General features: G+C 63.0%; 16 protein-coding genes and 2 pseudogenes. 9 read left to right on the top strand and 9 right to left on the bottom strand.

The features are described from left to right. Positions 1–60 precede the first annotated feature (60 nt). The gene (gene pdxR, locus H4I97_RS07155) at positions 61–1,470 is read right to left on the bottom strand and encodes a MocR-like pyridoxine biosynthesis transcription factor PdxR (protein WP_182307208.1); all 1,410 of its coding nucleotides are present in this window, start codon (positions 1,468–1,470) and stop codon (positions 61–63) included. A gap of 78 nt (positions 1,471–1,548) precedes the next feature. On the opposite strand from pdxR, the gene H4I97_RS07150 reads away from it, so the two are divergent. Beyond that, positions 1,549–2,280 (top strand): pyridoxamine 5'-phosphate oxidase family protein, encoded by a 732-nt coding sequence (locus H4I97_RS07150; RefSeq protein ID WP_182307207.1) that lies wholly within the window; start codon positions 1,549–1,551, stop codon positions 2,278–2,280. 4 nt (positions 2,281–2,284) lie between these two features. Here the strand turns inward: H4I97_RS07150 and H4I97_RS07145 are convergent, their stop codons facing one another. Continuing rightward, complete coding sequence (locus H4I97_RS07145; RefSeq protein ID WP_182307206.1) at positions 2,285–3,181, bottom strand: LysR family transcriptional regulator; 897 nt, start codon at positions 3,179–3,181, stop codon at positions 2,285–2,287. A 122-nt stretch (positions 3,182–3,303) separates the two neighbouring features. Between H4I97_RS07145 and H4I97_RS07140 the strand changes: the two genes are divergently transcribed. The 3 genes from H4I97_RS07140 (at position 3,304) to H4I97_RS07130 (ending at position 5,162) form a co-directional block, all read left to right on the top strand. Further along, positions 3,304–3,504 carry a hypothetical protein gene (locus tag H4I97_RS07140; protein ID WP_182307205.1) on the top strand — a complete coding sequence of 67 codons (201 nt, stop codon included), beginning with the start codon at positions 3,304–3,306 and terminating at the stop codon, positions 3,502–3,504. Between the two features lie 96 nt (positions 3,505–3,600). After that, the gene (locus tag H4I97_RS07135) at positions 3,601–3,840 is read left to right on the top strand and encodes a hypothetical protein (protein ID WP_182307719.1); all 240 of its coding nucleotides are present in this window, start codon (positions 3,601–3,603) and stop codon (positions 3,838–3,840) included. Between the two features lie 290 nt (positions 3,841–4,130). Continuing rightward, complete coding sequence (locus H4I97_RS07130) at positions 4,131–5,162, top strand: GlxA family transcriptional regulator (RefSeq protein WP_182307204.1); 1,032 nt, start codon at positions 4,131–4,133, stop codon at positions 5,160–5,162. Positions 5,163–5,168: 6 nt separating this feature from the next. Here H4I97_RS07130 and H4I97_RS07125 read toward each other — a convergent pair whose 3' ends face one another. Together H4I97_RS07125 and H4I97_RS07120 are read right to left on the bottom strand one after the other, a co-directional pair. Beyond that, positions 5,169–5,990: a sulfite exporter TauE/SafE family protein gene (locus H4I97_RS07125; RefSeq protein WP_182307203.1), complete on the bottom strand. Its 822-nt coding sequence runs from the start codon at positions 5,988–5,990 to the stop codon at positions 5,169–5,171. A 223-nt stretch (positions 5,991–6,213) separates the two neighbouring features. Next, positions 6,214–6,840, bottom strand: coding sequence for a hypothetical protein (locus H4I97_RS07120; protein WP_182307202.1), 627 nt, complete (start codon positions 6,838–6,840; stop codon positions 6,214–6,216). Between the two features lie 210 nt (positions 6,841–7,050). On the opposite strand from H4I97_RS07120, the gene H4I97_RS07115 reads away from it, so the two are divergent. Together H4I97_RS07115 and H4I97_RS07110 are read left to right on the top strand one after the other, a co-directional pair. Then, a complete protein-coding gene (locus tag H4I97_RS07115) occupies positions 7,051–7,437 on the top strand; it encodes an acyl-CoA thioesterase (RefSeq protein WP_148155509.1) in 387 nt (128 codons plus the stop codon). Positions 7,438–7,927: 490 nt separating this feature from the next. Continuing rightward, positions 7,928–8,760, top strand: a pseudogene (locus tag H4I97_RS07110) (IS481 family transposase); the annotation flags it as partial. Between the two features lie 179 nt (positions 8,761–8,939). Here the strand turns inward: H4I97_RS07110 and H4I97_RS07105 are convergent. Beyond that, positions 8,940–10,847 carry a recombinase family protein gene (locus tag H4I97_RS07105; RefSeq protein WP_244658687.1) on the bottom strand — a complete coding sequence of 636 codons (1,908 nt, stop codon included), beginning with the start codon at positions 10,845–10,847 and terminating at the stop codon, positions 8,940–8,942. Then, a complete protein-coding gene (locus H4I97_RS07100) occupies positions 10,837–11,034 on the bottom strand; it encodes a hypothetical protein (RefSeq protein WP_182306133.1) in 198 nt (65 codons plus the stop codon). Before H4I97_RS07100 ends, H4I97_RS07105 begins: the two co-directional genes overlap by 11 nt. A gap of 339 nt (positions 11,035–11,373) precedes the next feature. On the opposite strand from H4I97_RS07100, the pseudogene H4I97_RS07095 reads away from it, so the two are divergent. Beyond that, positions 11,374–11,717 (top strand): annotated as a pseudogene (locus H4I97_RS07095) (IS481-like element ISRm20 family transposase); the annotation flags it as partial. A 41-nt stretch (positions 11,718–11,758) separates the two neighbouring features. Here H4I97_RS07095 and H4I97_RS07090 read toward each other — a convergent pair. Together H4I97_RS07090 and H4I97_RS07085 are read right to left on the bottom strand one after the other, a co-directional pair. After that, complete coding sequence (locus H4I97_RS07090; protein WP_182307200.1) at positions 11,759–12,112, bottom strand: DMT family protein; 354 nt, start codon at positions 12,110–12,112, stop codon at positions 11,759–11,761. A 314-nt stretch (positions 12,113–12,426) separates the two neighbouring features. Then, positions 12,427–12,783, bottom strand: a complete 357-nt coding sequence (locus H4I97_RS07085) for an endonuclease domain-containing protein (RefSeq protein ID WP_182307199.1) — start codon at positions 12,781–12,783, stop codon at positions 12,427–12,429. A 619-nt stretch (positions 12,784–13,402) separates the two neighbouring features. On the opposite strand from H4I97_RS07085, the gene H4I97_RS07080 reads away from it, so the two are divergent. Both H4I97_RS07080 and uvrB read left to right on the top strand, forming a co-directional pair. Next, positions 13,403–15,400, top strand: a complete 1,998-nt coding sequence (locus tag H4I97_RS07080; protein ID WP_244658730.1) for a putative bifunctional diguanylate cyclase/phosphodiesterase — start codon at positions 13,403–13,405, stop codon at positions 15,398–15,400. Positions 15,401–15,531: 131 nt separating this feature from the next. Continuing rightward, on the top strand, positions 15,532–18,714 hold the full coding sequence (gene uvrB / locus H4I97_RS07075) for an excinuclease ABC subunit UvrB (protein ID WP_182307198.1): 3,183 nt from the start codon (positions 15,532–15,534) through the stop codon (positions 18,712–18,714). A 668-nt stretch (positions 18,715–19,382) separates the two neighbouring features. On the opposite strand, the gene H4I97_RS07070 is transcribed toward uvrB, so the two are convergent. Then, entirely contained in the window at positions 19,383–21,665 is a 2,283-nt protein-coding gene (locus H4I97_RS07070; protein WP_182307197.1) for an SIR2 family protein, read from the bottom strand. Positions 21,666–22,382 lie beyond the last annotated feature (717 nt).

The raw sequence follows: 22,382 nt of genomic DNA, 5'->3' as shown, positions 1-22,382 counted from the left end.
TCGGCGACGCCGACAGAGGGGGGTATTCGCGCCTCACTCAGCCCTCGCGGGCAGTCCGAGCTATCCCTCTCGGAACGCCCCAACCCACCGCGCGGCCGCGGCGGTGAGCACCTCTGCGGGAAAGCCGGAGAAGCCGCTGACGAGGCCCTGCCGGCCTGCGCCGCCGTGATACATCGGCGAAAGCGCCCTGAGTCCGAAGCCGTGCGCGGCAGCGAGGAGCACGTGTTCGGCGTCGCTGCGGCCGGGCGGCGCCTCCACCACCATGTGCAGGCCCTGTTCCGGCGTCGTGACCGCCATGCCGGCATTCTCGAGCACACCGATCAGCCCATCGCGCGCCGCCCGCACCCGCCGCCGGGCCCGCTTGATATGCGCCGAAAAATGCCCGTCGCGCAGGAATTCGGCGAGCGCGCTTTCGAAGAGCGTCGAGGGAAACCGGTCCGTCAGCCGGCGCACCTCGAGGATACGCCCGACCAGCAGTCGCGGCACCACCATGTAGCCGATCCGGAATCCCGGCATCAGCGTCTTCGAAAACGTGCCGACATAGATCACCCGCCCCTCGCCGTCGATGCCCTGCAGCGAGGTGAGCGGCCGCCCTGAGAAGCGGAGCTCGCTGTCGTAGTCGTCCTCGATGATGAAGGCGTCGTTGCGCCGTGCCCAGTCGATCAGCTTGAGCCGCCGCGGCATGGTGAGCGTCACGCCGAGCGGATACTGATGCGACGGCGTCACATAGGCCGCGCGCGCCTGCGGTTGCAGCGCCTCGACGGCCGCCACGTCCATGCCCTCGGCATCCACCGGCACGGCCGTCAGGGCGAGACCGGCGTCGGCAAGTGCTGCCTTCGCCATCGGATAGCACGGGTCCTCGACCCAGACCGCATCGCCCGGCCGCAGGAGCGAGCGGATCACGAGGTCGAGCGCCTGCTGGGTTCCGGAGGTCATGATCACCTGGTCGGGTTCGCAGCGCACCCCGCGCGCCGCGCGCAGATAGGCGGCGATCTCGACCCTCAAATCCTCGCCGCCCGCCGGGTCGCCGTAGTGATAGTGCCGGGCGGAAGGCTGCGTCAGGTGCCGGTTGAGGAGCGTGCGGAAGGTGCGGATCGTCGCCTCGTCCGCCGTCGTGCAGCCGAGTGCGCCGGGAAGCGGTCCTTGCGGTTCCGGCGGACGTGTCCGTGCGCGGACCGGCCGGCCGCCCGTATTCGGCACGGCGCGGGCCACATAGGTTCCGGCCCCCACACGCGCCTCGGCGAAACCGTCGGCGACAAGCATCTCGTAGGCCGCCACTGCCGCGCCCCGCGAAAGCGAGAACCGCGCGGCGAGGTCGCGCGTCGTCGGCAGCTTGGCGCCAGGCGGCAGGCCGCCCTCCTCGATCAGCCGGCGGATTTCCGTGTAGAGCGCCTGCGGCCGCGCGCCCTTCTCCGGCAGCACCGGCATCAGGATCGACCAGTCCGGCGGATTGGTTTGCAAATTTTCCATGAAAGTGGACCTGTTTCGGACCAATGTCGTCGGTTAGCTGTGGCTCGAAACTGCCAAGGACGCAAGCGAGAATCCGCAATGAACGACCAGCCGAGACAAACCGCCTTCCCCGTCAGCCCGAAAAGCCGCATCAGGCGCCTGCATGAGCGCGGCAGCTACGACCGAACGGTGATCTATCCGATCCTCGACGCCGCCTTCCTCTGCCACGTCGCCTACGTGATCGACGGCCAGCCCTTCTGCACGCCGACCATCCACTGGCGCGAGGGCGACCGGCTCTACTGGCACGGCTCGTCGGCAAGCCGCATGCTGCGGCAGTTGAAGACCGGCACCCCCGTCTGCCTCACCGTCAGCCATCTCGACGGCCTCGTGCTCGCCCGCTCCGGCTTCAACCATTCCGCCAACTACCGCTCCGCCATGTGCTTCGGCACGGCGCACATCGTCGACGAAAGGCAAGAGAAGGCGCGCGCCCTGAAGGCGATCGTCGACCGCTTCTATCCCGGACGCACCGCCGAGCTACGGCCCGACGACGCGCAGGAGCTGAAGGCGACCATGGTCATCGGCATGGAGATCGAGGAAGCCTCGGCGAAGGCGCGCGCCAAAGGCGTGGGCGACGACGAGGCCGATTACGGCCTTCCCGCCTGGGCCGGTGTCATCCCGGTCCAGACGGTGATCGGCGCGCCGGAAATCTCGCCGCATGTGCCTGAGGGCGTCGCATTTCCCGCCCACCTCGCGCATTTCCGCGAGGGCCGCAGGCTCGACGACGTCCTTCTGGAAAGCCAGTCGCTCTACGAGCGCACGGCCGAAGACTGAAGTGTCAGGCGGCCATCCCGATCATCTCGGAATAGGCGTAGCGGATGCTGTCGGCCACCGCGTCGATCGTCTCCGAGGTTTCCGGTCCCCTGAGCAGGCGCACCTCAAAGCTGCCGAGATCGGGAAGCCCGTGCTTGGAGCCGAGCGCCACCATGTCGGCGGTCAGATAGCTGCGCGGCAGCGGCGCGACGGCGAGGTCGGCGATCACGGCGGCGCGCTGCGCCATGCTGTGGGCCGAGAGATAGGCGATCCTGTAGGAGCGCTTGTCGCGGTCGAGCCTGGAGAGCGCGTCCGCCCGCCAGCAGCAGCCGTCCTCCCAGATCGACACCGGCAGCGGATCGCGCAGATGCGCCGTGCCGCATTTGGCGGCGGCCCAGACCAGCTGCTCCTTGTGCACCACCTCGCCCTCGATCGAGATCGTGCCGGGTGCCGAGTTGACGAGCGTCAGGTCGAGCCGCTGTTCGGCGAGCCGCCGGCGCAGCGCCCCGCTGCTGTCGACGGTCAGGTCGACCATGATCAGCGGATAGACCTCCGCGAAGCGCTTGAGGATCGTCGGCATGAACCGCTCGCCGATGTCGTCCGGCGCGCCGAGGCGGACCACGCCCTTCATCTCGGGCATGCGGAAGCGGCCGACCGCCTCGTTGGAGAGCGCCAGCATCCGCCGGGCATAGGGCAGCAGCGTCTCGCCGCTCTCCGTCAGCGTCACGGAACGCGCGTCGCGCAGGAAGAGCGTCGTGTCGAGCTGTTCCTCGAGCTTCTTGATCTGCATGGAAACCGCAGACGGCGTCCTGAAGACGGCATCTGCGGCGGTGGTGAAGCTGCCGGTTTCGGCGATCGCCACGAAGGTCCGCAGCACATCGTTGTCGAGCAGTGGCAGGGGCTGGCGCATTGTCAGAGTCATGGTCGGCTCCGTCGGTCGGATCAATCAATTAATTTGAACATAGAGAACATATCATTTCGTTTGATTGAATGTCAACCGAGGTTCATCCTTTCCTCATACAGTCATCGCTGAAGGAGGAAGTCATGCGGTTCACATCGCTCTCGCAGAAGATCCCGGATCTCGGCGTCACCCGCGCGCTGAGAAAGATCGCCGCCCGCAACGCGCGCCGGCGCAGCATCCGGCAGATGGAAGCCCTGTCGCTCGCCCTGCAGAGGGATGTCGGCTGGCCTGAAATCGCCCGTCGGATGGAGGCCTATGACAGGGAAACACATCACTGGATGTGATTTCCGACATCAGAAACATTCGTTTGATTGATGAATGAACGAAGCGCATACCGGTAACGTCTGCAGCGCAGGCGTTGCAGAAACGAGGAGATCACCATGACACTGGCAAGCTTCGGTACCACCTTCACCGGCAGCCGGACCCTCCGGCGGCCTCTCTCCCTGGCCGCGCTCACGGCCCCTCTCGCCTCCACCGCGACGCAGTTGCGCCGCTGGCACGACCGCCGCCGCACGGAGCGGGCGCTGGAGGGCATGCCGCTCGACCTGCGCAAGGATATCGGCTGGCCCTCTGCCGCTCCGCAGCAGCGCCCGGGACGAAACCTGCGCTCATGCGCCTGATTGCGACATGGCGGCGGCTCGCCCGCCGCCGCCTGCCGCCGGCGCCTGCGCGGACGCATCCCGGAGATGTGTGTTGCAATGCCCTGCAATTCCCGGGATATGCGCCACCGATCTCCGCCCGCCGCCCTGACGTGAGGCTCGATGACCATTGTGCAGCACGGAATGTCGCTAATTCGCACCTCCGGCGATAGCGATGTCGCTTTTCTTTACGATCATGTCGCTTTAAGGATATCCAGGTGACCGTTTCCCAGCGAGGAATATGGTATCGCCGCCTGATCCGGATTGCCGCCATGAGCAAAAGCCCTCTCAAGAAACGTTCTCTCGTCTTCTTCCTCGTGCCGCAGTTCACGCTGCTGCCGTTCGCCGGCGCCGTCGAGACGCTGCGCATCGCCAACCGGATGCTCGGCTATGACGCCTACGAATGGCGCATCGCTTCCGCCGACGGCCAGCGGGTGCTCTCCTCGAGCGGCATCGGTATCGAGGTCAACACCGCGCTCGCCGACGAGCGCCGCTTCCTCTCCGGCGAGAACCGGCCGAACATGGTGCTTGTCTGCTCGGGCATCGACGTCGAGACCTTCTCCAACAAGTCGGTCAATGCCTGGCTGCGCGAGGCCTACAACCGCGGCGCCGCCGTCGGCAGCCTCTGTACCGGCGCGCACGTGCTGGCCCAGGCCGGCCTGCTCAACGGCAAGCGCTGCGCCATCCACTGGGAAAACCTGCCCGGCTTCTCCGAGAGCTTCCCGCAGGCGGAGGTCTATGCCGATCTCTACGAGGTCGACGGCAATCTCTACACCTGCGCCGGCGGCACCGCCTCTCTCGACATGATGCTGAATCTCATCGGCCAGGATTTCGGCGAAGGCCTCGTCAACCGGGTCTGCGAGCAGCACCTGACCGACCGCGTGCGCAGCGCCAACGACCGCCAGCGCCTGCCGCTTCGCGCCCGCCTCGGTGTACAGAACGGCAAGGTTCTCTCTATCATCGAACTCATGGAAAGCAATCTCTCCGAGCCGCTGTCGCTTCTGGAGATCGCCGACCATGCCGACCTGTCGCGCCGCCAGATCGAGCGCCTCTTCCGTCAGGAAATGGGCCGGTCGCCCGCCCGCTACTACCTCGAGATCCGCCTTGATCGCGCCCGCCACCTGCTGGTGCAGTCGTCGATGCCGGTCGTCGAGGTGGCGGTCGCCTGCGGCTTCGTCTCCGCCTCGCACTTCTCCAAGTGCTACCGTGAGATCTACAACCGCTCGCCCCAGCAGGAGCGGGCCGAGCGCAAGCTGATGTCGGCGCGCACCGCGGCCTTGGCGACAACGGCGGTGGCGGCGTAAGCCGCGTCAGCCGTAGAGGCTCCACAGGAAGCGCAGCGAAACCACGGTCAGGAAGGCGGCAAAGCCGAGCTCGAGCTGACGCTTGCTCATCGCGTGCGCCAGCTGCGCCCCGATCGGTGTCACCACCATCGCCACCGGAATGATGAGGGCGAACGCGATCCAGTTGACGAAACCGGTCGACAGCGGCGGCAGCCCCGTCTCGCCCCGTCCGGCGGCGACGTAGCCGATCAGCGCCGGGATCGAGATCAGCACCCCGACGCCGGAAGACGTCGCCACCGCCTGGTGGATCGGCCGCCGGTAGAGCGTCATGAAGGTATTGTTGAGCACGCCGCCGCCGATCCCCATCAGACCGGAGATCAAGCCGAGAACCGTGCCGACGGCGAAGCGCACCGGCTCGCCCGGCAGGTCGTCGCCGAGATGCAGCCGGTTGGTCAGGAAGACCATGCGCGCGGCGAGCAGGAGCGCGATCACCGCGAAAATCAGCCGCAGCATCTCGCTGGAAGCATGCGAGACGGCGACGGTCGCCAGCACCGCGCCGAGCGGCACCGCCACGATCCACCCCTTCAGCAAGTCCATGTCGACCAGCCCGCGCTTCCTGTGCGCCGTGAAGGAGCGGATCGAGGTCGGCACGATGATCGCCGTCGACGTCCCGACCGCCAGGTGCATGATGACGGCCGGATCGATGCCCACATAGCCGAAGACCTGGTAGAAGACCGGCACCAGCACGGCGCCGCCGCCGATGCCGAGCAGGCCGGCCAGCAGTCCGGCAAGCGCGCCGGAGACCACCAGCAGCACGGCGAAGAAGACGAGATCGGGCAAGGTGGACATGGGCATTCCTTCGGCGCCCGGCAAGGCCGGTCGAAGATGGAGGCAGCGCGGCAATCATCGCGCGACCTCCCCGGCCGTGACGGGTCAGGTATCGGTTTCTGGCCGCGGGCAGGATCGGACCCGATCCGTCGCGCGCATGCCTCTGGTTTGAGGGTTTAGTCTATCGCGCCATCGGTGCAAGGTCGCCTCTGGCGGTTGCAGTACGCCCGTCGGACCGCATCGGTTACAGGTCGCCGTCCGTCGTTTGCGGCGCGCCCGGCTGCACCAGAACCGGGTTGTCGGTGCCGATGCCGTCGATCACCGGCTGGTCGGTATTGCCCTCGGCAATCGTCATCGGCCCGGTCGGCACCGGTTCGACCGTCTCTTCCACTGCAGCCGCATCGCCGCCCGCCACACCGAGCCCGGCGTCGATATTGATCCCGTCCTCGGGAATGGCATAGGCGCCGGCAGATGCCTGTTCCGGGGCGGCAAGCCCTTCCCCGCCCGCGGCGTCCGCGGTCGTGTCGGCGGCATCGTCGAGCGGCGCACTGGCAACCGGCATGGACGCCTGCGCGCCGGTCGTCCCGGCCAGATTCGGCGTATTGAGATAGTCGATCGCCTGCGCGCCGCCATTATGGGCGGCTCCTGCGGAATAGGCGCTTTCCTCCACGTCCTCGCGATCGACACGGCTAACCCGGCCGATCAGCCGGCGTCCGGAAACCTCCGTCCCGACCGGGCCTTCGATCATGGTCGAATCGGATGTGTCGCCGATCTCCGCCGGCGGGATCAGTTCGTCCGACATGCAGCCGGTCAGCGCCGTTCCGGACGCAAGCACCAGCATCGAACGCTGCAGAAAGGAAACGAACGCCATACCAGGACCCACTCTGCCGCCGCCGGCCAAACCGGCGAATTCACCTGAAAGCTTACGGCCAAGCCGTAAACGTTTCGTTGTCCCGCCACCCCGGCCGCAACCGTCGCACACTTGCGCCGGCGACAAGCCTCCCCTTCGAGCGTCGTAATTGCGGAGACCGGCGATTTTGCCTAATCAGGTCCGGTAGCACGAAATGAAGGAACAGACGTCATGACCGACACCGCCAGGCCCTGTGGCGAACTCACGCTCCGTACGCTCGCCATGCCCGGCGACGCCAACGCCGCCGGCGACATCTTCGGCGGCTGGGTCATGGCGCAGATGGACCTCGCCTCCGGCATCCGCGCCGCCGAGCGCGCCCGCGGCCGCGTCGTCACCGCCGCGGTAAAGGAAATGGCCTTCGACATGCCGGTGAAGATCGGCGACACGCTCTGCGTCTATACCGACATTGCAAGGGTCGGCCGCACGTCCATCACGCTGTCGGTCGAAGTCTGGGCACAGCGTTACCTCACCCACACGATGGAAAAAGTCACCGCCGCCACCTTCGTCATGGTGGCGCTCGACGCCGCCGGCAAGCCGACCCCGGTTCCGGCAGCCTGACGAGAGGCCTTCTCCCCCTCGGTGGGGGAGAATGGAATTTCAACATCTTAGCTGAAAGCTAAGTGTTAGAAATTCCACGTGAGGGGGTCGGTATTCAGACTACACCCCGGTAGTGCGAGGCGCCGCGCGCGACTCGCCTTTCCCCTTGCGGGAGAGGCTACAAAATCACGATCTTGGTGAAGCCAGGTCGTAGATTTTGTTGGCAAGGGGGTCCGGACCGAACTGCCTCATATCCGTTGTCAGCAAAACTCTGCCTGTTCCGACATTGATGTCGCAGCGCATGTGGATTCTCGGGTCGAGCCCGAGGATGACGATCTTTCATGTGTCGCCGGGTGCCGCGGACTTATCTCTGCGCTGCAAGGTTTCCGCTTTGGACACCGCATCCGCACCCACTCCGTCATCCTCGGCCTTGATGTACAGACCTGATACATAGCTGACAGATGTTCGGAGACATGCCTGACACTTCCCGGAGAGGTTCCGGGAGGTCGAGATGGCTTGGGAGACGAAGTCTGTGGTGGATCAGCGATTGGAGTTTTGCCGGTTGGCGGGGCTTGAGGGGGCGAATGTCTCGGCGTTATGCCGGCGCTTCGCAATCAGCCGGCAGACGGGCTATGTCTGGCTGAAGCGTCTGGGAGCCGGCGAGACGCCGCAGGATCGCTCACGCCGTCCGCATAGCAGTCCGCGTCGCACTGAGGCAGCGCTCGAACAGGCGGTTCTGGAGATACGCGACAGGCATCCCGCCTGGGGCGCCCGCAAGATTGCCCGCAGTCTGGAGAATGCCGGGATCGATCCGCCAGCCGCCTCGACGGTTCATGCCATTCTGGTTCGTCACGAGCGGATCGCCACACCTGCTGGTGCGGGGCCGGCTTACGGACGTTTCGAGCGCGAGGCACCGAACCTGCTCTGGCAGATGGACTTCAAGGGCCGCTTTCAGCTCGTCTCGGGGGATTGGTGTCACCCGCTCACCATCCTCGACGACCATTCAAGGTTTGCCATCGGGCTCGAAGCCTGCGCCGACGAGCGTATGCCGACGGTTCGCGACAGATTGGAGAGCATCCTGCGGCGTCACGGCCTGCCGATGGCGATCTATGCCGACAACGGCAAGCCATGGGGAACGGGCGTTCCCCATGGCTGGACACGCCTGCGCGTCTGGCTCCTCAAGCTGGGTATAGACCTCATCCACGCCCGCCCCTACCATCCGCAAGGGCGCGGCAAGAACGAACGCTTCCACCGCAGCCTCAAGGCCGAAGTCCTGGCCTTCGCGCCGCTGTCGAACCCAGACAGGCCCAGAGGGCATTCGACCGCTGGCGCGACCTCTACAATCCTGTTTCATAACGCCCATCTTTCTATGTTGTTGAAGGGAATAAGCTTTCCTGATCTGGATGCGATCCTGTGGGGTGTCGGGGGTTCTGCCGGGCGCGATCGAGGATCTGACGTGCTTGTAAGGTCGCGAGTTTTGAACGGCTGAAGATCCATGGGCCATCGGGTAGCGGATGAGCCCCCTAAATATCGCCAGCCTCGGCCGCCAGACGCAGCGTCTTTGGCGTTATCCCGAGTAACTTCGCCGCGCCGCCCAGATTAAGCCATGGCTCGACCCCGTCGATCTGCGGACGGAAGACCGGAATCTTGCGATATGACCTCAGCGCGGTGACCCGCTCCCGTGTCCAGCGATTGCCATTGCCGGTTGTCAGTCCGTTGCGATTGAGGACACCGGCAATCACATCATCATTGGCGAGTAAGACGAGCTGTCTCACAGCGTCGACAATGTCGTCAGGGGTCGCGTTTCTTTGGCCGCGGCGTCGCTTCGGCAGGCGCAGCTCGGTGTGGACGCCTCCAACCCAATGAATGACGAGGACGATCTCAGAAGTTCCATCATCGAGATCGGCGACCACTTCATTGATGAGCGTGCGCACGATGCGCTTCTTCAGCCTTGCATCGGTTGTCGGCGCCGTCCAGACGGTGCGAAGGTTTCCCGCAAGTGCGGTTACCTGTGATGCGGACATGGGGAACGGCTGAGGCGTAACTGTCCGATGTTTGGCAATCCTGGTCTCGATCTCGCCGACGCGTGCGAGTGTCCTATTCCAGCGCGCTTCGAGCTCTGACGTTACAAGTCTGTTCTCCGGATCGGCCGCGTCATATTGCCGGAATGCCCGGTCGGCTACATAGCGTGCTGCCTCGAGGTCGCGTAGCAGGGCATCCTGAACCTGATCGCGTTGGCTGGCCATATTGCGTTCCGCCTCAACGGCGGCCGCAATGGCTCCTGGTTCGACTACGCCGAGCAGCGCCTCCTCGATCGCATCATCGACCCGCAGACCGCCGAAGGCGATGCAACGTGGTTCGCCATTATCGAGTAGACCACGCCAACAGGAATAGCGCGGAATGTTATGCTTGTTTCCGGTGTACCGGACGGTCAGCTTTCGACCGCATCTCTTGCAACGGAAAAGGCCGGCAAGCAGAGCGTCGCCGTGCTTCGGCGCCCCGTGATGGCGGCTGGCTGGCACATTGTCGCTTACCATCTTGCGGATCTCCTCCGCCCGTTCCCAACTGACGTAACCTTCATGTGCATCCGGGATCAGCGCCAGCCATTCATCACGCGCCTTGCGACGAATTCCAGACCGGCCATCGTATCGGGGCACGGAGCGACTCTTACCATAAGCGTAAGCGCCTCCGTAGATCGGGTTCGCAATCATCCGGTGGATGGTGGCATAATTTGGCCTGCGCCAGATGACGTCACCATTGGTATACCTGACCGGCAGGTCCAGCCCCTGCTCGAGGAACCATAGCAGAGCCTGCCGCGCACTGCCGAGTTCGGCAACCTTGTCGAAGACGAGCGCGATGGCTTCCTGGATGCGTCGGTCGGGATCCTTCTCGATCCTGTCACCGGCCTTCACGAAGCCGGCCGGAACAGTGACCACGAGTTCACCGCGGCGAGCCTTCTCATAGCGGGCGGAAAGGGAACGCTGACGCAAGAGATCGAGTTCATACTCGTTGAGGCTGCCCTTCAAACCCAAGAGCAGGCGGTCGTTGCCCTGGCGGGGCGCATAAACTGCTTCCTGGTCGACCAGGACGGTATCGACAACGCGGCACATCTCGATGAGTTGCTGCCAATCGCGGCTGTTCCGGGCGAAACGCGATACCTCACGCGCGGCCACGGCGCCAACCTTGCCAAGGCAGACTTCCGCCACCATCCGATCAAATCCAGCGCGGGTCACGCCGCCGGCGGCCGAACGACCAAGATCGTCATCCACCGTCTCTATTTGTGACCATCCAAGCGCTGCCAGACGGTCGCGCATGGCGTACTGGAGGGCGCTGCTCTCTCGATTATGCAGAACCTGGTGAGCCGAGGACTGCCGAACATAGAGGATGGCCTTCCGCTCCAGATGATGCGGCCCGATCTTCTCATGCATCATGATCGGCCTCCTTCTGTTGGGAGGCATGTCCGCACTTTGCGTGATCGACGAACAGCCGCACGATGAGCACCGTCAACGCTTGGCGGGTCTCCTCCGGCAACTCCGGCCATTGCGGCGTCCCTGCCGTTTTCCCCCGCTGCGGGGCCGAGAACAGATCGAACTGGCATGTCATGGGCTGGCGAGGCATGAACATCTCTCCGACTCGTTTCGTGAGAGACCAATGCTGCGCCCATTACCGAAGATTGCGATGAGGCATCAGCGTCCTTCAGCAATCTTGCCAAAATATGCAGGCTTGCGAGATCGACGTGCGGAACCGGCAGGCTGCGCCAACAACCACTCACTGATCGGTCGAACATCCACGACGGGACCTCAAGAAGTCGACCAGAAGAAGAACCAGAAAGGCTGCAGCGGAAAACATGCCTCCCTTTGGACACCGCCTCATGCACGTGAACGAGCCGCCCAGACCAGGGATGCCACGGATACAAAAGCTCGCGAACCTCGGTCCCGTGGGTGTTCTGTCGTCGTGTTGTACAACCACGACCGGCCTCATGAGGGTATCGCCATGGCCGTGCCTGCCAGCCGTTACACGCCCTCGCCGCGAAACTTTCCTGCCACCGTTCCCGAGCCCGTCTACGACCAGGGCGAGATCGTCAGGCGTGTCAGCACCACAAAGGCCTATGTCGCCTTCAAGGGGCTGGCATGGCGCGTGCCGAAAGCGTTCCAGGGAGAGACGCTCGCCATCAGGCCTCTCGCCCAAGACGGCCATTACGGCGTCTTCTTCGCAGCAAATCAGATCGCTCTCATCAACCTCAACAAAAGCCAATGAGTGTCAGGCATGTCTCCGAACACCTGTCAGGCATGTCTCCGGGCTTTACACTTGACCCGAGGATCCACGGACTCCCGCAGGTCCGTCACGCCCGGAAGATCAGTGACGCACCGAGCGCGATCAGCGCGAAGCCGGCGGCATGCCCCCAGGTCAGCGATTCCTTCAGCCAGAAGACCGAGAAGCCGGAGAAGACCAGCAGCGTGATCACCTCCTGCATGGTCTTCAACTGGGCGGCGGAATAGACCTGCGCGCCGATGCGGTTTGCCGGCACCGCCAGGCAGTATTCGAAGAAGGCGATCCCCCAGCTGACGAGGATCGCCGCAAAGATCGCGCTGTGGCGGAATTTCAGGTGCCCGTACCAGGCAAATGTCATGAACACGTTGGAAAAGGACAGCAGCACGATCGGCCAGATCGCCGCCGGATTGAGAAGACTGGGCATGAAACACCGGAATGACTGAGTGGGAACGAGGCCGGCCGACCGCTGTCGCGAATCACCGGAACGGCGATGAAACTCGCCGAAGGCGGCCAAAATACCAAGCGTTTTTCCGTGCTGAGACCTGGCGAAGGACTGGCCGGAAGCCGAGGGCGGATGAGGCCGACAACCGTGCCGCCGCCCGGCGGGGGTGTCGGTGGAGGCCTCGGTTGTCCTGGCGTTCTCCTGACTGAGCCCCTGTCTTGGAATTTCTAGCACTTGGCTATCGCCAAGGTGCTGAAATTCCATTCTCCCCCGCAAGGGGGAGACAAACCCGCCTGTTACGCACCGCCGTTCCTGAGCTCCGACAAGATCGTCAGACAGATACCGTCGAGGTTCTTGTCGATATCACCGTTCCAGAACCGGAGAATGCGGAAATCCTGGGAGCGGAACCAGGCATCGCGCTTCTCGTCCCGCTCGCTCATCGCGTGTTGGTGACCGTCGACCTCGATGATCAGTCGCGCCTCGAAGCAAACGAAATCGAGAATGTAGCCATCGAGCGGCACCTGCCGCTTGAACTTGTGACCCTCCAGTTGCCTGCTGCGCAGCACCTGCCACAAACGGCCTTCTGCCGGCGTTGCGTCAATGCGCATGGCACGGGCAAATCGGCGGTGCTGTTTCGGAATGTCACGGTGCATCGGGAGCTCCAGCGTCGACGGAGAGAGCGCTTATAATGCATCCACTGCCGATGGTTGTGTAGGTGGCCTGCACGATACGTCACCCTCGTCTCGCGAAGGCACCGCCGGTACGACCTCACCTCTCCCCTTGCGGGAGAGGACGAAAAATCGAGGGCTTAGGCGCGCGCAAGCCGCCTAAACCTCAGATTTTTCAGGTGAGGGGCACGGTTGTCGTGGCACGATCCTGACGGAGCCGCTCACTTGGACTTTCTGGCACCTGGCTGTCGCCAAGGCGCCTCTTCGCCTTCGCGCGGCGTCGCGCTCAGGCCTCCATTCGCTGAAATCGAGCCACTGGATCGATTTTCGGCCTTCGGCCATCGCTCCGAAGTTTCGCCTGCAAGGGGGATATCCTGCGGTCCATCCCATTGCCGCCGTCATTCCGCATTCGAGCCCGGAGCGAGCCGGGCGGTGTCGATGAGCTGAGGACTCCTGTTCCGTATCATCGAGCGGACTTCGTGTGACCGGCCCCCTGCGTCAATCCGTCACCACCGTTAAGCGAATTTTATTACACCCGCCTCATGCTGGCATAGAAGACATTGTCCCGGACAAGACACGAAGAAACGGACGGGCGGGGGGAAGAGTGGATACGCGCAACGGTTCCCGTAAGGAACAGCACCAGGCCGAACTGGTCCGCTTCCAGGCCGACCTGATCATGTCCAGCCACACCTCGACGCTGCTGTTCAACGGCTTCATAACGCTGTCCACCGCCGGAATCACGGTCATCAATCATGGGCCATCGCTCGGCGTCACCGTCTGGGCCGCCATCGTCCTGCTGACGCTCGCTTTCCGTTACGCCGCCGCCGCCGGCGGTATCCGCAGCGGCATGCTCGAACGCCGGCCCGGCGATGTCCTCACGCTGCTCTCCTTCGGCGCACTCATCTCCGGCCTCGCCTGGAGCGCGCTGCCTTTTTCCGTCGACGGGTTCGACGGCTCGGGCCGTGACGCCGTCCTCTTCCTCATCATGGTCGGTACGGCCTCCGGGGCGATCATCAAGGGCATCGGCTACAGTCAGCTTGCCACGGCCTTCGCCACGCCGCTCATGCTCTCCATGCTTACCTCGCTGGTGCTCTCCGGCAACTCCGCCTCGCTGGTTCTGGCCGTCAACACCGTCGCCCTGATGACCGTCCTCTACCGCCACAGCATGTCCGCCGAGCAGGTCTTCGCCAGCAACGAGCTCGCCAAGCTGCAGGCGACCGATCTCGCGCATTCGCTATCCGATGCCCATGGTGACATCCTGCGCAAGAACGGACGGCTCGAGGTGCTCGCCAAGTGCGATCCCGTCACCGGCCTTGCGAACCGGACCCATTTCAACAGCCGTCTCGGCGGCGATGTCGCCCGTGCGGTCGCCGTCGACGAGCCGGTCGCCCTGCTGCTCCTCGATCTCGACCGTTTCAAGTCGATCAACGATTCCTTCGGTCACAGCGCGGGTGACGCCGTGCTGATGGAAGTCGGCCGGCGGCTCCGCCGGGTGGTCGGCGAGGATGGTCTCGTCGCCCGCCTCGGCGGCGATGAGTTCGGCATCATTCTCACCGGCAGCGACGCGCGCCGGCGGGCGCTCGCCTATGCCACGGAACTGCAGAACGCCAGCCAGGAGCCCGTGCCGGTCGGCGGAACTTCCGCCGTGATCGGCCTCAGCGTCGGTCTCGCCTGCTTCCCGGCGCAGGCGTCGAGCGCCGAGGAACTGATGGCCTTCGCCGACATGGCGCTCTACGAGGCCAAGGATCACGGCCGGCGCCGCATCCGCGAATTCGATCCGGCGCTGAAGGCGCGCATCGAGCGCCAGCATGCGGTCGAACAGGACCTCGCCGAGGCGATCCGCGACGGCTCCGTCGAGGCGTGGTTCCAGCCGCAGGTGCGGCTCGACACCGGCGCCGTCACCGGCTTCGAGGCGCTGCTGCGCTGGACCCATCCGCGTCTCGGCCCGATCTCGCCGCCCGAGGTCGTCCAGGCCGCCCATTCCCAGCATCTCGCCGAAGCGCTGACCGAGCATGTCGCGACCGCCGCCTGCGACCTGCTGACCCGCCTGCCGTCGCTCGGACTGCAGGATGCGACCGTCGCCATCAATATCTCGCCGCGGGAGTTCTCGCTCTACTGCGTCGCCGACATGCTCGGCCGTGTCGCCGGTCCGCGCGAGATCAACCCCGCCTTGCTCGAGGTCGAGATCACCGAAGAGGCGACGCTCGATACCGAAGGCGCCGGCGAACAGCTGAAGCGGCTGGAGAATGCCGGCTACAAGCTTGCCGTCGACGATTTCGGCATGGGTCATTCCTCCCTCGCCTACCTCATCGACCTCAAGGTCGACCGGCTGAAGATCGACCGCAGCTTCGTCAAGGGCGTCGCCGGCTCGCGCACCAACCAGAGCCTCATCGCCGCCCTCGTCGGTCTCGGCCACGCGCTGGCGCTCGACATCGTCGTCGAGGGGGTCGAAACGGCCGAGGATGCCGAGGTGCTGGCGCTGCTCGGCTGCCGCGTCGCCCAGGGCTACCACTTCGCCCGTCCGATGCCGCTCGCCGCCCTCTTCGGCTGGCTCGGCGCGGATCGTCCCGCCCCGCAGAAGGACGGCCGCGCGGTCGCCTGACCCGTTCGTCGGCGAGTGGCGATCCCCGTCCTGACAGTTCCTGTCAGCAGCCTGCGTCGCGTTTCCCTTTTGTACTCATTTTTTCGCCGCCGCCCCTTTCCATCCGCCGGCCGTTTCTCCATATTCGGCGCATGGCCAAGACACCGAAGAATCCCGCCGCCCGCCCGGGCGAAGCGGCCCTGAATGCGAAGACCGGATTTGAAGAAGCGCCGCAGGCCGCATTCGAGGGCGCGCCGCTCGCCGGTTCCGTCGCCGACTGGGTGAAGCAGCTCGAGGCGGAGGCGGAAGCCTCCTCCGTCGAGAGCCAGCGCGACATCGCCTCCAAGGCCGGCAAGCACCGCAAGAAGGTCGAGAACGAGGCGCGCAAGCACGCCGAGGCAGTGGAGGTGGCGGCCAAAGCGAAGCGCAGCGGCCAGGCGACCGCCTCCAAAACCTCCCGCGGCGTGTCGATCGGCGCCTCCTCCGACCCGAAGACCCGTGCCGCCGCCGGCCTCAACCCGGTGGCCGGCCTCGACGTGTCGCTCGAGGAGGCCAGGAACCTCGCCCCCGGTGCCGTCACCGCCACCGTCGACGCCCTGTCGAAGCTCATCGAGAGCGGTAATCCGCTGTTCAAGAACGGCGAGATCTGGGTGCCGCACCGCCCCGCCCGGCCGGAAAAGTCGGAGGGCGGCATCGCCATCCGCATGCAGTCCGACTACCAGCCCGCCGGCGACCAGCCGACCGCCATCAAGGATCTCGTCGAGGGGCTGAATACCGGCGACCGCACCCAGGTCCTGCTCGGCGTCACCGGCTCGGGCAAGACCTTCACCATGGCCAAGGTGATCGAGGCGACCCAGCGCCCGGCGGTCATCCTCGCGCCCAACAAGACGCTCGCCGCCCAGCTCTATTCGGAGTTCAAGAACTTCTTCCCCGACAACGCGGTCGAGTACTTCGTCTCCTACTACGACTACTACCAGCCGGAGGCCTACGTCCCGCGCTCCGATACCTATATCGAGAAGGAATCGTCGATCAACGAGCAGATCGACCGGATGCGCCACGCCGCCACCCGCGCCATCCTCGAGCGCGACGACTGCATCATCGTCGCCTCCGTCTCCTGCATCTACGGTATCGGCTCGGTCGAGACCTATACGGCGATGACCTTCCAGATGTCGGTCGGCGACCGGCTCGACCAGCGCCAGCTTTTGGCCGACCTCGTCGCCCAGCAGTACAAGCGCCGCGACATGGATTTCCAGCGCGGCTCCTTCCGGGTCCGCGGCGACACCATCGAGATATTCCCCGCCCACCTGGAGGATGCCGCCTGGCGCATCACCATGTGGGGCGACGAGATCGAGGCGATCACCGAGTTCGACCCGCTGACCGGCCAGAAGACCGGCGACATGCAGACGGTGAAGATCTACGCCAACTCGCACTACGTCACGCCCCGGCCGACGCTGAACGCCGCCATCAAGGCGATCAAGGACGAGCTGAAGGGCCGCCTCGCCGAGCTCGAAGCCGCCGGCCGCCTGCTCGAAGCCCAGCGGCTGGAACAGCGCACCCGCTACGACGTCGAGATGCTGGAGGCCACCGGCTCCTGCGCCGGCATCGAGAACTATTCGCGCTATCTCACCGGCCGCAAGCCCGGCGAGCCGCCGCCGACGCTCTTCGAATACATCCCCGACGACGCGCTGATCTTCATCGACGAGTCCCACGTCACCATCCCGCAGATCGGCGGCATGTATCGCGGCGACTTCCGCCGCAAGGCGACGCTCGCCGAATACGGCTTCCGCCTGCCGTCCTGCATGGACAACCGCCCGCTCCGCTTCGAGGAATGGGACGCCATGCGCCCGCAGACGGTCGCCGTCTCCGCCACCCCCGGCGGCTGGGAGCTCGACCAGTCCGGCGGCGTCTTCGCCGAACAGGTGATCCGCCCGACCGGCCTCATCGACCCGCCGGTCGAGGTCCGCGCGGCCAAGACCCAGGTCGACGACGTGCTCGGAGAGATCCGCGAGGTGGCGCTCAAGGGTTACCGCACGCTGGTCACCGTGCTCACCAAGCGCATGGCCGAGGACCTCACCGAATACCTGCACGAGCAGGGCGTGCGCGTCCGCTACATGCATTCCGACATCGACACGCTGGAGCGCATCGAGATCATCCGCGATCTCCGCCTCGGCGCCTTCGACGTGCTGGTCGGCATCAACCTCCTGCGCGAGGGCCTCGACATCCCCGAATGCGGCTTCGTCGCCATCCTCGACGCCGACAAGGAAGGCTTCCTCCGTTCGGAAACCTCGCTGATCCAGACCATCGGCCGCGCCGCGCGAAACGTCGACGGCAAGGTCATCCTCTATGCCGACCAGATCACCGGCTCCATGAGCCGCGCGATGGACGAGACCGCGCGCCGCCGCGAAAAGCAGATAGCCTACAACATCGAGCACGGCATCACGCCGGAATCGGTCAAGGCCCGCATTTCCGACATCCTCGATTCCGTCTACGAGCGCGATCACGTCCGCGCCGACATTTCCGGCGTCGGCGGCAAGGGTTTCGCCGATGGCGGCCATCTCGTCGGCGCCAACCTCCAGGCCCACCTCAACGCGCTCGAAAAGCAGATGCGCGACGCCGCCGCCGACCTCGACTTCGAAACCGCCGCCCGCCTCCGCGACGAAATCAAGCGCCTCAAGGCCGTCGAACTCGCCGCCATGGACGATCCCATGGCACGGCAAGAGGCGGCGAGCGCCGAGGGCGCGAGGGGGAATGGAAAAACACCGGCAAAGACACAGGAAGGCGGCAAGGGCGGCGGCCCGCGCACCCACCTCCCCCTTGAGGGGGGAGGTCGCGCGGAACGCGCGGGTGGGGGTGACGACGTCACGGATCACCCCACCCCGGACCTGCGGTCCGACCCTCCCCCTCAAGGGGAGGGTGAACCCCGCGTCTCGCTCTCCTCGCGCTCGAAATCCGGCCGCCCGGAGGGCAAGGGCAGCTACTTCGCCAAACCGCACCTCGACGAGATGGGCGCCGACGGCGCCGTCCCGGCCGGCCGCTCGCTCTTCCGCAAGAACACCCTCGACGAAATGACCGTCGGCCGCACCGAAAAACCGGTGACCGGCAAAGTCCCCGAGAAGCCGGCCGTCCCCCCTTCTCCCCAGCGGGGAGAAGGTGCCCGAAGGGCGGATGAGGGGGACTCCCTCCCCTCTGAGGCGAACTTGGTGAGGGGGTCAAATGCCTCCGACGACCCTCGCCCCATCATCCGCGCCCGCCCCGGCGCCGGCTCCTACGAGGACCCGGCCGACCAGAAAAAGAAGGGCCGCACCAAGGGCAAGACGGGGAAACCGGGACGGTGACCTCCTTCTCCCCCTTGGCGGGGAGAATGGAATTTCAACATCTTAGCCGAAGGCTAAGTGTTAGAAATTCCAAGTGAGGGGGTCGGTATCGGCGCACAGCACATCCCCCTCACCTGCGATTTCTGGCGCTTACGCCTTCGGCCTAAGCTGCCGAAATCGCTTCCTCTCCCTCAGGGGGAGAGGAACAGCCGCCGTGACGCCACGAGTCCCTTCTCCCCATCCCGATGGGGAGAAGGTGCCGGCAGGCGGATGAGGGGCAAGCGTAAGAACCGCAACGGCATCGGCAGCAGGCCGATCTTCCTCGCCTTGTGGGGGAGATGTCCGGCAGGACAGACGGGTGCCGCCCGCACGCCCCTCCTCTCCCCCTCGAGGGAGAGGATAGTTCGCCCCAAGAGGCGAAGCCGATTGGCGAGGCGAACTTGGTGAGGGGTCTTCCACTGAACCAGCATACCCCCTCACCAACAAAATCTAACACTTAGCCTTCGGCTAAGCTGTTGATTTTGTAACCTCTCCCTCAGGGGGAGAGGAACGGCCGACGGCGGTGCCGCGAGTCCCTTCTCCCCGTGAACGGGGAGAAGGTGCCGGCAGGCGGACGAGGGGCACACATTCACGGCTGACTGCAACGCCGAGCAGCGCATCCCCTATAAAGGCCCCCCAACAAATAACAGCTACAGATTGCCAACAATAAGTGCGCAATCACGAAGGGAACGCCTTATGTATTCCGTCTCCCCTTTTTGCGATTTATCGAGTCGCCCCTCCGGGACTTTCTCCCGCATCAGCTTAATCAGATTTCTTAGCTCGACAACAAGCGCGGGTCGAAGTTCGTCCGCTTTAGCTTCGAGGAATGCAAGCAGATGCGTTACCGATCGAAGGGGGTGAACGACTGGAACAGAGCGTTCAAGTAGGAGATCAGTAAGCAGTTCTATGGCCTTCGAGATCTCCGATTCCTTTAGCTTTAGCTTATTTTTCCTAAATAAAAGCCTCGCCTGTTGATCGTGGATCTGTCTTTTCGAATATTCCATCCCTTTTTTGTTCGCAAGTCCGATCGCCGTACCGAGATAAATCTCAGAGTTATCTAGATCGTTTACTTCCATCCGCGCCATAGCATACTGCAGCCAAAATTGGTCGTTATTACGTATACGGGGCACAGTCGAAAGACGCTGATAGACTGCGTTGATTGACGAAACACCGTTTGCCTGCTTCGAGAACAACCTCGTCAGGAAGCGAAAACGCATCAGTTCCTTGAGATTCTCACGCGAGTCGAAGCCAGAACGCGGGTCGTTAGCAGCATATGCAGTTTCACGAACAATCATGGTGTAGACGTCAACGATGTCGTCCACCAACAAATCGTAAGAATTCAGTATGTGGTCAGCTAGTTCTGTCGAAGTGAACTCATACCACCTCTTGGAGCCGGCCATGAAGTCCCGGACAGGAGACGCAAGTACCTGTCGCCTAAAGCCTGCTTCATAGATGTCGAGCCAGCCGACGATCCGGGACCAATCGACATGTCGCTGACAAAGAGAGTTGATAAGTACAGCCACGAAAGCCCGCGTATACTGTCGGTTATTATTTAAAAAGAAAGAAACTATTGACTCAATTTTCTGGGCAAGGTTCGAATTTCTAAAAAGCGACAGGACTATCGCTCGGTTTTCACAGCCGCAACGCTCGCGCAAAAAGTGTATACGTTCCTCTGGGGCTTCTTCGATCCGAGTCTCCCAAAAACCCCAACGTTCAAGAAACGAATCCCAGGCTGAGAGCTCAGATGCTGTCAATATATTGAGATCAATCTCTCGAGTGACACCACCAAGTTGGTCATTCAGCTCGGAGTACGCCAATTCATCGAGAAATTGCCCAGAAGACACAAGAAGGATGCAGTTTCCCGGCAGTCGTTTCCCGATATGCCTAACCACCTTCTGATAACGCACCAGACCGTCAACTATATACAGCCTCTTCTTTTCCGACTGTAACAATGCATCCAACTCAGTTAATGCCTCAGGAAGCTGAGTATCAACTTTAAATACTTCATACCCTAGGCCATGAGCCTTAAATATCGCTTGTTCTAAGAAAATAGATTTTCCGTTACCGAGATCAGAACTAATTACAAACCTATTAACATTATCTAGTGAAAATAATATATTTAAAGAGTCGCTTCTTTTAATGCAGTAGCTAGAATCGGCATCCTGAGAGTGTTCCTGAGCCGCATAAGCACCGTAATTAAACAAACCGGCAAGCAGAAGCGACTCTATATCCGAACTTTCAATTTCATTCTTCGCTGCTACTGGAACAACCCTCTTGACGTAACTCAGAACATCTTCTTCCGACTTTCTTTGAATTATCTCTGACAAGGAAGGAAGCGCATCGACGAATCCTTCGACACCGATCGGGAAGACCCGCCCAAACTTCTCAAGTCGATTGATGGCCACTTTCTTCTCGGCCGGACCACAAATAACTATACTTTTCTGATGGAGACTCGGGATAGAGAACAATCGAGACGCAATTTCGGCGTCTCGAACAGAGTACCCGACGAAAAATATCCGGCTCGCCGCATGCACCTCATTAACAAGTGCCGAGTACAGATCTCTATTTCTAGTTTTTAGATCTAGATAGTTTGTTTCGGATATCACCAAGCTTGGATCAACTGAGCCTTCAATTATATCCTTCGCTCGCCCGTGTAAATAGTAAATGACTTTCTTTCCCGCCTGTAGTCTCTTGACCTCTGCCTGCGGGGTAATAACCGTTTTCTCCCCTTCGATAGCACGCTCTGCTACATCATCGAAGTTCGTTGTAAAAACCGCTCGCCACGGAAGGGACATCATTTTCTTTTGGTAGGGTGAAGGCGTGCAGAGGGTGAGCTTACTCAAGAGAAGTCCAATGAGGCTCTCTTTCAAAGTAATACTTCGTTCGCAGAAGTCGGCCAGATCGGTGAGCGGAGCGTCTGCTTCCTCTTCCAATCCCGGGAACTCGCTGATTAATTTGCACAGAGTCGGGACGTCCGGGACCGGATCGCCCTTAGCATCAGCCGCACCTTTGGAGAAACCAGCCCCAACAAAACAGATTCAACCTCCGCCCGCAATATCGTTGATGGCTTCTAACAAATCGTCGCGACCATGCCCCTCTTCACGCTTCATTGTCTGTAGATCGCTCATCTGTGCATAGTTCCCATTGCTTTAGTTGTCAGTCGCCTTCGTCAATCCAACATGAATCGTGGTTCCACACAACCGTCAGCAACAAAGCCGACGCTGCGAGGACAGATGTTCCGACCTATTGTTCGCCCACTAGAATGTAGAAAGTGCGCGGTTACCTGCGGCTCGAGCGACGAATGAAAGTGGGACATAAACGGGCCAATCCAAGAACCCAAATCCTCCACAAATCCACGCCCCCTCCCGCATTTCCCCGCCCATTCCCGTTCCTCCTCGAATGCGCCGGCGCGCCTGCCCGACGAGACGTGAAGGATTCGAACGAACGCCAGAATCTCGCACCCACTTTCGGCTCACCGCAAAAATTCCCCAGCAAAATCAATCCTCACCCCTCATTTTCATTCACCCCCTCCCGACCTGTCGTAGAATCACCCCGTTCCGCCATCGGATACACCGGACCATGCGAAGTCTGGCGAGGCGGGACCGGCGCCGGGGTCGACGACTGTCGCAGGTCGAAAACCCCGGCCGCTG

The organism is Ciceribacter thiooxidans, assembly GCF_014126615.1.
GTDB lineage: Bacteria > Pseudomonadota > Alphaproteobacteria > Rhizobiales > Rhizobiaceae > Allorhizobium > Allorhizobium thiooxidans.
The sequence above is the reverse complement of the archived record's forward strand: the minus strand, read 5'-3'. Positions and strand labels throughout refer to the sequence as shown.